The organism is Coraliomargarita sinensis (assembly GCF_003185655.1).
Lineage (GTDB): Bacteria > Verrucomicrobiota > Verrucomicrobiia > Opitutales > Coraliomargaritaceae > Coraliomargarita_B > Coraliomargarita_B sinensis.
This window is the reverse complement of the sequence record NZ_QHJQ01000008.1, coordinates 89,227-102,716: the sequence shown is the minus strand read 5'-3', so window position 1 is coordinate 102,716 and position 13,490 is coordinate 89,227. Positions and strand designations below refer to the sequence as shown.

The following is a 13,490-nucleotide window of genomic DNA, read 5'->3' as shown; positions in this document are numbered from 1 at the left end:
CCGGAAGCGGCCTCCCGGTTCAAAACCGCAGACGATACTCGCCACCGACTTTAGTATCGAACTGTTCGACCTGGTCTTCGTAGGCGACGGTGCAGGGTCGCCCTGCTTGAGAGTGGATAACCGCTTGGGTCAGCTTGCCGCGTTTCCACTCCAAATCGACTTCAAAACCGCCGCGAGCACGGATCCCTCTGACACTCCCTTCGGGCCAGGCCGCGGGCAAGGCGGGAAGAAGATGAATGGTATCCGTCTGGCTTTGCACCAGCATTTCGCAGTAGCCGGCCACCAGACCGAGGTTGCCGTCAATTTGAAAGGGCGGATGCGAACAGAGCAAGTTGGGGTAGAGCCCGGCCCCCCCTTCCCCGTAAATCACACGTGCTTCACGGACGACATGAATGAAGTTGCGCAGTAGCTTGTAGGCCCGGTCCCCTTCCCAGAGGCGGGCCCAGAAATTGACCTTCCAGGCGCGGCTCCAGCCAGTGCTTTCATCCCCCCGGGCGTTGAGTGTGACCCGCGCCGCTTCGGCTAGATCAGGCGTTTCTTCAATGGAGATTTGACGGCCCGGGAAAAGACCGAACAGATGCGAAACGTGGCGGTGCTTATCGTTCGGGTCGTCCCGGTCCTCCTCCCACTCCTGCAGCTGTCCCCAGCGCCCGATTTGCGGTTTAAGCAGACGCGAACGCATATCGATCAGCTCGGCTCTGAATTCGGGATCCACATCCAGAATTCCCGCAGCTTCGATCGTATTGGTGAAGAGATCGTGGATAATTTGCTGGTCGTAGGACACCCCATCCTCCACCGGGCCGTGCTCGGGCGACCAGCCGTCCGGTGCGACCAGAGTGCCGTCCGGACGTTCCTTGAGACGGTCCTGCCAGAAATGGCAAATCTCTTTCAGGATCGGATATGCAGTCTTGCGCAGATAGCCTTCATCCAAACCGTACGCGTAATGCTCCCAAAGGTGCTGCGCATACCACGCACTCCCGACGGTGTTCCATTTGTAGTAGGAAACACCACAGGGGTTATTCATGGTTTGCACTGTCCAGCCGCGTACATCGCCGAACTCGCCACGAGTATTTACCTTACTCACTTCCCGTATGCTGTCGATGTAGTCGATCATGGGGAGATGGCACTCGGCCAGATTGGCCGGCTCGGCCGGCCAGTAGTTCATCTGGAAATTAATATTGGAATGATAGTCACACTGCCAGGGCGGATTGTTGGAGTGGTTCCAGACCCCCTGCAGGTTGGCGGGCAAGGAGCCCAGCCTTGAACAGCTGATCAAAAGGTAGCGGCCAAACTGACAGACCAGCTCCTCGAGATCCGGGTCATCCGCACCCTGCTTGTAGGCCTTGAGCCGGGTCTCGGTGGGCAAGCGTAGCACTTTCGCTGCGGACGTACCCAGGTCGATACTGAAACGCCCGTAGAGCGAGCGGAAGTCGGCCTGATGACGCTCGTAAAGAAAATGTACACTCCTCCTGGCGGCAGCATCGACACGGGCGGTCACCGCTTCATGCGGATGTGGCCCGATCCACTCGCGCCGGTGGTCCTGAATGAAGTTTGTCCCGGCAGAGAGAATCAAAGTCAGGCTGTCACAATTCTCGGCAATGAGCGAAGCGTCGGGAGACTGAATTCCCCAGGGATTCGAGACAGCCCCACCATCATTTGCTGATCGAACCAGCCCGCCCTCATTCAAGACCAGAAGCTGAGCCTCATACTCAAAACCGTTGCCGATGGCCCCGGTCGAAGTCAGACGATTGCCCACGGCCGTGATTTTCGCCTCATGGCTATCGGTCAGCTGAATGCGCCCGTCGATCGCACCCGGCTTGTCCGCGGACAGTTGCATCACGATCACGCCGTCGGGGTGGCTGGCAAAGGCAAGCTGTTCGTAGCGCACACCTTCGTAAAGGTAGCTGACACGATGGACCGCATGACTGATGTCGAGCTCACGGCGATAATCCTTCACCTTGGCAAAGTCGTGGCCCAAATGCAGGAGGATATCCCCAAAAGCCTGATAGGCCCCCATGCTGTTGACGAAAAAGCCCTTCTCATTCCGCTTGGGTGATTGGCCGAGCATACGGTCGCCGCTCCAGAGGCTGATCTCGTTAAACTGAATGCGGCCCACTTCCGTCCCGCCGAAAAGCATGGCGCCCATGGGCCCGTTGCCGATCGGATAGGCCTCGGTCATCCAAGTCTGTGCAGGCCTGTCTTCCCAAAGAACCCTCTCGGGGGCGGCCTGGGCGGGAACGCTTCCGGCAAAAAACGAGAAAAACAAAATCCTGATTATAGATCGTACGCCAGCGAGCGGATTTTTTGTTATTTCAAAAGCAGGCATCTGGATAGGAAGAACCTTATTTCCAATGCATGCAACTAATACGACATTCAAAGCTGGCAAATAGAGCGCACTTTTTCCGCAGAAAATCGAGCCGGCAAAACCGTGCTATCGACCGCATTCTTACTGTATTGAATATTAAAGCCGTCGGGAGCCATCTTCAAACACAATGGCACAATCCTCTGCTTTGATCTTTATCCAATAATCGACCTGAAAGTTATTGTTTGCCCGAATCAGGCCGAAAAGAGCTGTCGGCGGCTTGATTCCAAAGTCCGTCATCTCGAGATCCAATTTTCCTTTAACTTCGATCAGATTTTTTTCGCTCAACCGAATCTCCGCGGTATGCCTCGTCTTTCTGCGCTGACCGCCAAAAAGTAGATCCCCCTCTACTTTCAGGATCAGGTAAGCCCCGTGCTTGTCACTTTCGATTGTGCCCTCCCCGACTATCTTGGAGAACCAGAAGTTAATGCTCGGGTACTTGTCCGCCTGAATCACCTCCTCCAGATCACGTTTCATTCGTTTATTGTCACAGGTGAAGTTATTCGCATCCACCGCCACCCGGACCTGAGACTCAAGATCCTTCCACATCTCATTGAGGCTCGGACTTTTCGGTTCGCCTTTCAACAACACCGCTAGACTTTCACGCAATGCTTTAGCGCTGACATTGATTCTGGCCAAACCATCGATGCTATTTTGGCTGCAATCCCAATGTCCGATCGTCGAGGTACCGCGTACGCTGACTTCGGCAGGCGCTTTCTTCAGACGGTAGATAAAATCACCCTCCGTATCCGCCGCTTGCCCTTGAGCCCAAACCGCCCCTGCGCATAAGAATGCGGCTGCCAGAAGCATGCTGCGATTGATCCATGCTTTCATTTCAGATCATGATTGCGGCGTTTGAAACTTTTTAATTTATTGTAACTTCGGCGTCCAGGAAAAGGAGACCTTAACTTCATTACCGGTTTTCAAGGTTCCCAGAAGCGCCGTCGGAGGATCGATCCCGAAATCCGTCATACGGATATCCGTCTCTCCTGAGACACTTACCAGCTTTTTGGCGGCGTCCCAATCAATTGCAGCGGGGAACTGTATCCAGCGGGTTTCACCGGCAATACTCAGTTTGCCCTTCGCTTTGACGTTGAGCACCTGGAGGTTTGCCTTTTCCGGATCCGGATCGGCCTCCACGATTTCCAGCGAGTCCAGGACGAAGAGCACGTTTTCGTGCTTCTTTCCCTCCAGCGCCTTGAACATCTTTTTGTCCATGATGCCCTTGCCGCTCTCGAGGCTTTTCACCGGGATTTTCACCTGAGCTTCAACGGGGAGGCTAACCTCAAGGTCACGCTCTCCATTTTTAGTCGTGGTGACCGTCAAACTGCCGGCGATGTTTTTCCCGACAATTTCCCAGTCATGGAGCGAGGAGGTGCCGGTGATAAGAATCTTTCCGGAGTCTTCCGATTCGCTCGAAAAGACAAGTTTTTCAGACCCCTCTGCCTGGGCTGCCGATAAGAAGGGCGAGACGGCCGCGGCGAGGGCAAGGAGCAGAAAAACGGGAATATTTTTACCTGTGATAGGATTTTTCATGATCGTTTACTTGTAAGCTTTTTAAAGTGGAGCCGGCAGGGGTTCGGACCCTTCCAGCCCAGCACATTATTGGGTTATATCTTGAGACCTTAGAAGCTGATGGCGCCTTCTAGCATGATGCCATTGAACTCACCACCATCATAGATACTACCCTCGGGGAAGCCGTCATAGGACTGGGTCACGTACTCAATTTTCGCGAGAACGTTATCGGTGATAAACCATCCACCACCAAGATTGATGCGATCAATCTCAACGTCTTCACCGGTTGCGAGCTCGGCGTCGACCAGATTGTAGCGACCACCGATGTAAAAGCGCTCATTTTCACCAAAGCGGTAGAGCACTTCCGCAGCATATTGATTTGCCGAGTAATCGGCATCACCCTTCGCTCCGGATACGGTTTCAAGCACGCCGTAGATTTCAAGCCCCTTGTACTTTACGAAGGGGTTGACCATGATGGCGACTAGCTCGTTGTCAAAGCCAGGTGCAAAGCGACCGCTCCTGAAGCTGCCTTCCATCACGTTATAATAACGTGAGCCCGAGCGGTCGCCATCATAGAGATATTGGGCCGCCGAGTTGAACGAGGCATATACGGAACCGGTGAGCCGAACCCGAAGGTCCTCGGTCAACTGAGCATCATATCCAAGTTTACCGACGTAGGACGGTTCGTTGGCAACGCCCGGATCGGCACTGCTCTGGTTTAGATTGCCGTTGCTCACACCTACCATACCAAAGAAATCATCACAGAAGTAATAAACTTCGGCACCGACCTCCGTCGTGAAGGAATCCATGATGTAATTACCCACAAACGGGTTGTACATGGAGTCGGCATTATCTGTCCGGCGGAAGTGGTTATCCCCGTAGTTGATTTCCATGTGTCCGACCTTGATACGAACGTTTTCCATCAGGCCCGCAAGGAAGCCCTCCTGAACAAAGTCCAGGCTGTCGACTTGCAGGTAACCCCCTTTGACCCATGCTTCCGGGTGGTGCTGGGAAGAGAGGTAAGTCCGCAAGTGCATCCGAACCCCTTCCGCCAAAGCGACATCAAGGTCTAGGTTAGCGGTCGCAAGGTTGAAGTTGTTGGTCAGTGACTTCAAGCCCCCGGAATCGTTATCCTGAGTCAATCCCTGAAATTGGAGAGTACTCGCACCGCCAATTCTCACCTTGACGCCATCAAAAGCGACATCGGTTTCCTTGGGGGCTTCGAAGACGTTGATGCCTTCTTTACCCGGTTGACGGTAATACTGCATGTCCCGGGATAACCAGTTGTCCCAAGTCATCTCAACATCGGCCATCTTTTTCTCTAGGGCCTCGAATTCCTCCTTAGCCATTCGATTGGAGGCGACTTGTTGTTGAGCCGTTTGCAGCTGTTGGCTGAGCGTCTGCATTTGCTTCTGCAGTTGGAGGAACTCCTCCTTGGTGACATACTCCTCAGCCGAGAGCGAAGGGGCAGCCAGCAACCCCAGGGAGAGCGCCCCGAGGATAAGTTTGGATTTATTCATTTTCATTATGTGTCTCCTGTTATTTGTCTTTAGTTATACTAAGATCGTAATGTCTTAATATAACTAATTCTTATACTATATTAGACACTCTTGTCCAGTTTTAAATCGACACTAGTGTCGTTTTATCAGGAAAAATCGAACCGAGAGCTCTTCAGTGAATCACAAAATCGATTCCGGACTGTTTAAGCGTGCTTTTTGAGCGCACGCTCGCGCTCAAAATCGATACATTCGGCCAGAGTAATTCTCTTCAGTTTTTCGGCTATGGCCTTGCGCTCAACTTTCCAAAAATCGTGAGTCGGACATGCGCGCTCATCGCTGCATATCTCCTGCCCTAGCAGGCATCTGGAATTCCAGTCCTTACCGTCAACCGCTTCTGCGATCTCGAGAAGCGTGATGCTTTCAGGCGAGCGAGCCAAACGCGTACCGCCAGCCCAACCACGCTTGGAGACAAGCACCTCACTATCCACCAGTCTTTTGAATATCTTAGCCAGATAGGATGGCGGCACTTCCGCTTGTTCCGCAATGTCACGCACAAACTGCCCCGATCCCCGCTCATCATCCACGTAGGCCAGGGCCTTGACTGCGTAACCAACACCTTGCGACAAACTTAACATGAGAAACTCATGACATTAATCGACACACTTGTCCATAGAAAAGAATGGGGCCGCTCCACGGTGACTGTCCCGAAACTCGGTGGTATTTCAAGCCGTCGTCAGGAGCGACACCAATTGCAGGAAGGTCCGCCTACGCTTCTGCCGAGAAGCCTCCGGCGTGACATCCTTCACCGTTGCACCGCTCCTGCGAAGGATGGCAGGCCGATAGGGTTTGGCTCGCTACGCTCGGTCCTGCGGACTCATCCTTCGGATGCCCCATCTCCGCTGCGCTACGTCGAACCGGGGTTCTCATCCCTGTCACATTTCCCCGAACACAAGAAAGCCCCGGGCAAGTTCTCTGCGCCGGAGCTAACTGAATTGGCAGGCCGACAGGGATTCGAACCCCGAATGACTGGACCAAAACCAGTAGTGTTACCATTACACCATCGGCCTATCAAAGGAGCGGGACAGTAGGATTCATAACGGATGCGTCAAGCACTCGATTGAAGAAATCTGGAATATCCAAACGCGAAGGCATTCGGCGACTCGGTTACTTTTCAACTTCGTAGCCGAAGCCCTTAGGCTTTGAACACTGGCATTGGTATCAAAGCCGCTATAACAGTTCCAGCACGGTCTCCAATGTATCGGCCTCGGTTTTGGGTTTGTCGCGACGCCAGCGGTGAATACGGGGGAAGCGAACCGCAATCCCGGATTTATGACGTTTGGACGGGCTAATCCCTTCAAAAGCGATTTCAAAGACCAGTTCCGGCTCGACCACCCGCACCGGCCCGTGACTGTCCAATGTGTTTTGTCGTATCCAGCGATCGACTTCGCGGATTTCCTTATCAGACAGACCTGAGTAGGCCTTCGCGAAAGGCACCAACTCACCACCCCGCCAAATGGAAAAAGTGTAGTCCGTGTAAAGTCCGGCACGTCGCCCATGGCCCTGTTGCGCATAAACCAGAACCGCATCGACCGTGTAGGGATCGACCTTCCATTTCCACCACTCGCCTTTCTTCCGGCCGGCGAAGTAGCCGACCTCTTTGTGTTTGAGCATCAGCCCCTCCACCCGACGCTGCCGTGATTCTTCACGCAGGGCGGCGGCCGCCGACCAGGATTCCACCTCGACCAAAGCAGACCTCTGCAGAATGTCGTCCGCCACTTTTTCCGTGTACCTCTCCAAAGCCTTCCGGCGACACACGGTGCTTTTTTCCCGATAGTCTTCGCCTTGTCGCTCCATCAAGTCATAGGCCATGAAGACCACCGGCACCTCGCGTCGTAGCTTGGGACCCACTTTTTTCCGCCCGAGCCGTCGCTGCAATTCGGAGAAAGGGGCGGGGCCGTCGCCCGCCCAGGCCAACAGCTCACCATCGAGCACGACCTCGTCCGGCCAGGCCTGAGCCGCCTCAATGACTTCAGGAAACTGATCGCCCACCAATTCTTCACCACGTGACCAGAGCAGGACCTCCCCACCCCGCTTAATCAGTTGGGCGCGGATCCCGTCCCACTTCCATTCGACTTGCCAGTCGCTGACAGGGCCGAGCGTTTCCGGTTCTTTATCGTCGAGTGGATAGGCCAGACAAAAAGGGTAAGGTCGGGCCGGATCGTCCCGCGCCGACTCCGAGTCGAAGAGCGCGCGGTAATTTTCGGGCGTCGGACGCCAGTCCCCCATCAGGCGGTGCGCCATAATCGCCGGCTCGACACCCACTACCTCGGCCAAGGCGCGATTGACCAGCGTTCTACTGACGCCGACGCGAAAGCCCCCGGTAATGAGTTTGTTAAAGACAAAGCAGGCATCCCCGCTGAGCTCTGCCCAGGTTGCCACCATCTTTTGTCTCTGATCTTCCGTTTCGAGACCGCGCAGTGCCAGAATCCTTGTTTCCACCAACTCATGCAGAGGCGGCGCCGTCGATTCGCTTCCGTCCTTGCCCCGGTTATTCATCAGCAATGCCAATGTCTCGGCCAGGTCGCCGACATGATTGTAACACTCCTCCAGCATCCAGAGCGGGAAGCCACAGGCACCGGCCGCCCAATCACGCAGATTCCCGGTTTTGACCACCCGTTTGATCCGTTGCCCTGTCAGGAAATATACCGCCCAAGCCGCATCAGCGGGTGGGACCTCATTGAAGTAGCGCTTCAGCGCTGCCAATTTTGCCGTCGTGCGGTTGGAGGCATCCAGCTCCATAAATAGTTCGGTAAAACGCTTCATTCAGATACGTCCTCCCTGTGCTCACGCCCGCCTTCACTTTCACCTTCACTCTCACCTTCACTTTCACTCTCACTTTCACCCACAAACCGACTCGGCACCTCATAGGCCTCAATACCACGCTCTTCCTGAAGCCAGCGAATCAGAGGCTGAGCATAGCCATGGGTCACCCCGACACGACTCGCACCGCTGGTCTCAATCGTATTCAGGATTCCCGACCAGTCCACGTGATCGGAAAGGATGAATCCCCGATCCAAGGCGCGCCGGCGGCGATTCCCCCGGACCGTCATCCAACCGGAGGCGAAGCCCAATGAATAGGGGGCAAAACGACGGATCCAGGGCGTGTTTTGGGCGGAACCCGGCGCGACGATCAACCCGCGGCCTCTGAGTTCGGATTTGGTTTCCGCATTGGCGGGGAGGGTGTCCGGCAGTGGCCGACCCGCTGCCCGATAGTGCGGGTTCAAGCGCTCCACGGCACCGTGCACCCCGATCGGACCAATGGAGGCATCAAGACCACAAAGCACCCGCTGTGCCTTCCCGAGGGCATAAGCGAACAAAACGCTGGTTCGTCCCTCTTTCTGGTTATCCCGCCACCATTGGTTGATTTGACGAAAAATCTCCTCCGGCTCGGGCCAGTTGTAAACCGGCAGCCCGAAAGTCGACTCGGTGATCAAGGTATCGCAGCGGACCGGCTCAAAGGCCTCACAGGAAACGTCCGGAGCAGTCTTGTAGTCACCCGTTACCACCCAGACCTCCCCGCGATGCTCGACCCGGATCTGTCCCGAGCCCAGGAGGTGCCCTGCCGGATGAAAGGATACGGTCACCCCGCCGATTTTTAGCGGCTGGCCAAAAGCGAGACCTTCGATCTTGGCATCTTTGCCCACGCGCTCACGCACGACGCCGATCCCCGGAGTAGCTGTGAGATAGGCCCCCATACCATAACGGGCGTGGTCGCTGTGCCCGTGCGTGACAAGGGCACGAGCCACTTTCCGCCAGGGATCGATGTAAAAATCGCCTGCCTCGCAATAAAGACCCTGTTTTGTCGCACGAATGAGCGGGCTTGATGTTGACCTGTTACTCACAAAGCACACAAGCTAGCGAACCAAACCCGACAAATCAAATTTCTCGCCACGATGGGCTCCACTGTCATCCTCATTTCAACACCGTTTATTACCGCAGCGATCGGTTGGTTTACCAATTGGGTGGCCATCAAAATGCTGTTTCATCCCCGGAAGCCCATGCGCGTTTTCCTCTGGAAATGGCAGGGCCTGATCCCACGACGGCAGGAGCAGCTGGCCGCCGAGGCAGCTGAGATCATCGAACGGGAAATCATGCAGCAGCACATGATCGTACATGAGATCCGGAAGATCGAACTCGGTCCGTATCTGGAGGAAGCGGCCCACACCTTGGTCTGGCAACGTATCGGGCCGCAATTAAAGGCGATCCCGCTGCTGGGCGGCTTTATCAATGAGAGCACGCTCGCGAAATTTGAAGTCATTGCCGCCAGTGCGATGAAGGACGAGGCCGGGCCGCTCATGGAAAAAGTCGCCACCCAGTTTGAAGCTTCAGTGAATTTGAAGCAATTGATCGAAGAAAATATCGCCGCCTTTGACCTCGAACGACTTGAAGCAATTGTCAATGAGGTGGCCAAACGTGAATTCCGCACGATAGAACGACTTGGCGCGGTACTAGGATTTCTAATAGGTTGCCTCCAGCTCCTGATTCTCTTGCTCAGCGGGGCAATAACGTTATAGCAAAGCAAAAATATAAAGCTAATTTAAATTTAACACTTCAAAGATTATGGCAACGAACGAGAAAAAGGATCAAAAAAAACAGGCCGAAGCTAAGGCTGCCTGGAAGACCACCACCTTATTCATTGTATTTGGTTCTCTGATTTTTGCCGTCTTCTGGTGGGCTCGTACCAACGACGAATCCGAAGTGGCTTGGAAAATCCGCAACCTGCTGGGCATTCAACTTGTGGATAAGCCAGCTGAGGAAGCGGCTGACAATAAACCTCTTGCGACCGATCAAATTGATGATGAACCCGCCGAGTTGGAGCCGGGACCGGAACCGGTGGAAGATTCGGCCGTCGTCGAAGCAGCTCCTGAACCGGAGCCTGAGGCCATCCAATGGCCCGCCTTCAGAAAACGTTCTGATTTGTGGCCGAAAACGCTCAACATCATGGTCGATCAGGAAGTCACCCTCTTGTATCAAGGCACTTCCTATGGGGAAGTGACTTTTCAATCCGGACAGCCACTATCCGTGATCAACCTTTCTGAAAATGGCTATGTTTTCGGTCGCACAGGTGGCAATGAAATGGAAGTCCACGTTTCCGAAACGAATTTTGCGACTTGGTTTGAACAAACACACGGTGATCTCTACGAGATTACCGTGCCGGAAAAGGAAACCAACCGTCTAGCGGATGATTTCGAAGATAAATTGATCACCGAGCTGCGCATCTGGTGCCTGAAAAATTACCAAACCCCGCTTGTTGAAATTAATGAGGACCATCTTGTCCTTCGCTGGCACTCCCGCTCACGAGGTGATAACGAGGCAAACTATTCCCTGGAAGCTCTGAGCGTTGCCCGGGCCTATCTCCGTATTCAAGCAGAACTGGGTGGAGAGGACAACTATGCCAGTTGCGAGGTCCGCGATCCCGACACCGGCCAGCTGATGGGATCCAAAGGCATCTTCATCCCCAGATTTTAGGCTATGTTTCTCAACCGGGTTGCCATTGCGGGCAGCTTGAATATGATCATCCATCATGCCACTGGAGACCGATCTTAGGAATCTCAGTTACTGCGATTCACGCTTCATCGCCAAGCGTCGCAGGTCCCGGGAAGTCATGGTAGGCCACGTCGGGATCGGCGGGGCCAATCCGATACGTGTGCAGTCGATGACCACGACCAACACCCAGGATGTCGAGGCGACCGTAACCCAGACCCTGGCCCTGGCGGAAGTGGGCTGCGAAGTCGTTCGCATCACCGCACCCAATAAAAAGGCGGCCGAAGCCCTCGGGGAGATTTCCAAGCAAGTCCGCGCCGCCAAGTGCGAGGTTCCGCTGGTCGCGGACATTCACTTTCTCCCGGCTGCCGCCATGGAGGCCGCCAAGCATGTCGAAAAAGTCCGGATCAACCCGGGCAACTATGCCGACAAGAAGAAGTTTGCCGTCAAGGAGTACAGCGACGCCGACTACGAGGCCGAACTGGATCGCCTGCACGAAGCTTTTTCCCCCATCGTACTACGCTGCAAGGAACTCGGACGTGCCATGCGAATCGGCACCAACCACGGCTCACTTTCCGACCGCATCATGAACCGCTACGGGGACTCTCCCCTCGGCATGGTGGAAAGCGCCATGGAGTTCATCCGCATCGCCGAAAGTCACGGCTACCGTGACATCTGCCTGTCGATGAAGGCGAGCAATCCGAAGGTGATGGTCGAAGCTTACCGTCTCGCTGTGGCCCGTATGAATCAGGAGGGGATGAATTATCCGCTTCACCTTGGTGTGACCGAAGCGGGCGACGGTGAAGATGCCCGGGTCAAGAGCGCGATCGGGATCGGCACCCTGCTTTATGACGGTCTTGGCGATACCATCCGCGTCTCACTGACCGAAGATCCGGTGCATGAGATCCCGGTCGCAAAAGACCTCGCGGAAAAAGCCATGGCGCTCTGGAGCAAACAGGAAGACCTGCCCCTCGGTGAGACGAGATCGGACAGTATCGATCCATTCGATTTTCAAAAGCGACCGACCCGCATCATCGAACTTGGCCCGGATTGTAATATTGGCGGCGAATGCGTACCTGCCGTCATCGTCAAAGCCACACCGCCCGTTTCCGAATTCGAAAAAATCATTTCAGAAGTCTGCACCACCCAAACCAAATTCAAGGACGCCAAGATTGAAGGGCTGCAGATTGAGATCAAGAACAGCAGCGACCTGGAGGCCTTCACAAAACTTCACGAGGCGCTACACAGTGTGGTGAAATGCTTCGTTCTGGAGTTGGTGGATGTCGATCTTTCCATATTGGAAACCCGGGAATGGCCGGACGGCCTGTCGGGCATCACTTTGCTTCAGGAGGTCAAAAAGGAAGATGCCTTCTACGCAGCCAGCCTTTTGCAGTTCTGCCGCAGTCAAGGCTTCAACCTCGCCATTGATTGCAGTCCGGAGGCACTGCGTGACGAAGTCGGTGCCCAACTTAAGGAGATGGGTACCAGTAATCTAATCCTGGCATGTAGCGGAGTTCCGGATATCTATCATCCACTCGGCAACTATCGGGCACTGGTCGAAGCCGCGAAAGACTTCCTCCCCGATACGCCGATCTGGATACGCAATAGCCCCGGCAACACACTCGCGCCCAAGGATTACTTCTCGGACCGGCTACTGGAGAGCAGCGTCCTCAGCGGGGCTCTTCTCTGCGATGGAATCGGCGAGGCCGTCAGTATCGAAGCCGAGCCACTTCTGGAAAAGTCCACCACCCTGGCTTACAACATCCTGCAAGGCGCTCGCTCACGAATCTCCAAAACAGAATTTGTGGCCTGCCCAAGCTGTGGCCGCACGCTTTTTGACCTGCAGGAGGTCACCCAACGCATCCGCTCCCGTACCAACCATCTCAAAGGGGTCACGATCGCCATCATGGGTTGCATCGTCAACGGACCCGGTGAAATGGCCGACGCCGACTTCGGCTATGTCGGCGGCGCGCCCGGAAAAATCAATCTCTACGTGGGCAAGGAGTGCGTGAAATACAACGTGCCCGCCGCCGAGGCCCTCGACCGCCTGATCGATCTGATCAAGGAACACGGCAAGTGGATTGAGCCGGAATAGTCCGGTGCGTTTTTCCTTAGCCGAAAGCCTTCGCGCCCGGACCTTTTTGAGTCGCCGAAGCGCTTCCGCTTCGGATCGATGGATCGGGCGGTTTCAAGAATACCAATTCCCGGATTTTTCCGGTGGAAACGCCTATGCCGCATCTCACCCCCTCCGCCTTTACAAGCGAAGCCTCGTGGCCTCGAAACTCTGTTTCGTGGATTTTTATTACCAGAAAAAGTGATTATCTGTCTTCTCTGTCCAAGGTGTTCCCTAAAACATCAGAGTTGACAAAACACGGTTTCGGGAGTTTTCATCTCGGCCTTCCTTAGGGGTGACCTGGTATAGGTCTGAGATGCTTCCTTGCTTCGGCACAAAGCGGTCCCTTTGAACCTGATCCGGTTAAAACCGGCGTAGGGAAAGGAAAGGAGGGCCGCTCGGCTCTCCCCTTTTCGCCGCCTGAGGCCGGATCTCAAACCTAGTTATTGAGATCCAA

10 protein-coding genes, 1 tRNA gene and 1 riboswitch are annotated in these 13,490 nt (G+C 54.8%); of the genes, 3 read left to right on the top strand and 8 right to left on the bottom strand.

Annotated features, from left to right (window positions below; translation table 11 throughout):
* Nucleotides 1-19: 19 nt before the first annotated feature.
* From DDZ13_RS11325 to DDZ13_RS11290, 8 genes are all read right to left on the bottom strand, one after another.
* On the bottom strand, nt 20-2,266 hold the full coding sequence (locus DDZ13_RS11325; protein WP_233246148.1) for a glycoside hydrolase family 95 protein: 2,247 nt from the start codon (nt 2,264-2,266) through the stop codon (nt 20-22).
* Nucleotides 2,267-2,461: 195 nt separating this feature from the next.
* A complete protein-coding gene (locus DDZ13_RS11320) occupies nt 2,462-3,196 on the bottom strand; it encodes a YceI family protein (protein WP_110131564.1) in 735 nt (244 codons plus the stop codon).
* 36 nt (nt 3,197-3,232) lie between these two features.
* Nucleotides 3,233-3,898, bottom strand: coding sequence for a YceI family protein (locus tag DDZ13_RS11315; protein WP_110131563.1), 666 nt, complete (start codon nt 3,896-3,898; stop codon nt 3,233-3,235).
* An 89-nt stretch (nt 3,899-3,987) separates the two neighbouring features.
* Entirely contained in the window at nt 3,988-5,397 is a 1,410-nt protein-coding gene (locus tag DDZ13_RS11310) for a hypothetical protein (RefSeq protein WP_199221110.1), read from the bottom strand.
* 182 nt (nt 5,398-5,579) lie between these two features.
* Complete coding sequence (locus DDZ13_RS11305) at nt 5,580-6,011, bottom strand: RrF2 family transcriptional regulator (protein WP_110131562.1); 432 nt, start codon at nt 6,009-6,011, stop codon at nt 5,580-5,582.
* Between the two features lie 358 nt (nt 6,012-6,369).
* Nucleotides 6,370-6,443: transfer RNA gene (locus tag DDZ13_RS11300), tRNA-Gln, on the bottom strand.
* Nucleotides 6,444-6,603: 160 nt separating this feature from the next.
* Nucleotides 6,604-8,199 (bottom strand): ATP-dependent DNA ligase, encoded by a 1,596-nt coding sequence (locus tag DDZ13_RS11295; protein WP_110131561.1) that lies wholly within the window; start codon nt 8,197-8,199, stop codon nt 6,604-6,606.
* Nucleotides 8,196-9,278 carry a ligase-associated DNA damage response exonuclease gene (locus DDZ13_RS11290; RefSeq protein WP_110131560.1) on the bottom strand — a complete coding sequence of 361 codons (1,083 nt, stop codon included), beginning with the start codon at nt 9,276-9,278 and terminating at the stop codon, nt 8,196-8,198. The genes DDZ13_RS11295 and DDZ13_RS11290 overlap by 4 nt, the downstream gene beginning before the upstream one ends.
* A 51-nt stretch (nt 9,279-9,329) precedes the next feature.
* Between DDZ13_RS11290 and DDZ13_RS11285 the strand changes: the two genes are divergently transcribed.
* Genes DDZ13_RS11285 through ispG form a run of 3 tightly spaced genes read left to right on the top strand, consistent with a single transcriptional unit; the run spans nt 9,330 to nt 13,015 of the window.
* Entirely contained in the window at nt 9,330-9,950 is a 621-nt protein-coding gene (locus DDZ13_RS11285; RefSeq protein ID WP_110131559.1) for a DUF445 domain-containing protein, read from the top strand.
* Nucleotides 9,951-9,996: 46 nt separating this feature from the next.
* Entirely contained in the window at nt 9,997-10,905 is a 909-nt protein-coding gene (locus DDZ13_RS11280; protein ID WP_110131558.1) for a hypothetical protein, read from the top strand.
* Nucleotides 10,906-10,960: 55 nt separating this feature from the next.
* A complete protein-coding gene (gene ispG / locus DDZ13_RS11275) occupies nt 10,961-13,015 on the top strand; it encodes a (E)-4-hydroxy-3-methylbut-2-enyl-diphosphate synthase (RefSeq protein ID WP_110131557.1) in 2,055 nt (684 codons plus the stop codon).
* Nucleotides 13,016-13,314: 299 nt separating this feature from the next.
* Nucleotides 13,315-13,431, top strand: a riboswitch (TPP riboswitch).
* Nucleotides 13,432-13,490: the final 59 nt, after the last annotated feature.

Coding starts and splice junctions, on each gene's coding strand:
- DDZ13_RS11295 (WP_110131561.1), bottom strand. CDS start 8,199: ATGAAGCGTTTTACCGAACTATTTATGGAGCTGGATGCCTCCAACCGC.
- DDZ13_RS11310 (WP_199221110.1), bottom strand. CDS start 5,397: ATGAATAAATCCAAACTTATCCTCGGGGCGCTCTCCCTGGGGTTGCTG.
- DDZ13_RS11315 (WP_110131563.1), bottom strand. CDS start 3,898: ATGAAAAATCCTATCACAGGTAAAAATATTCCCGTTTTTCTGCTCCTT.
- ispG (WP_110131557.1), top strand. CDS start 10,961: ATGCCACTGGAGACCGATCTTAGGAATCTCAGTTACTGCGATTCACGC.
- DDZ13_RS11305 (WP_110131562.1), bottom strand. CDS start 6,011: ATGTTAAGTTTGTCGCAAGGTGTTGGTTACGCAGTCAAGGCCCTGGCC.
- DDZ13_RS11320 (WP_110131564.1), bottom strand. CDS start 3,196: ATGAAAGCATGGATCAATCGCAGCATGCTTCTGGCAGCCGCATTCTTA.
- DDZ13_RS11280 (WP_110131558.1), top strand. CDS start 9,997: ATGGCAACGAACGAGAAAAAGGATCAAAAAAAACAGGCCGAAGCTAAG.
- DDZ13_RS11285 (WP_110131559.1), top strand. CDS start 9,330: ATGGGCTCCACTGTCATCCTCATTTCAACACCGTTTATTACCGCAGCG.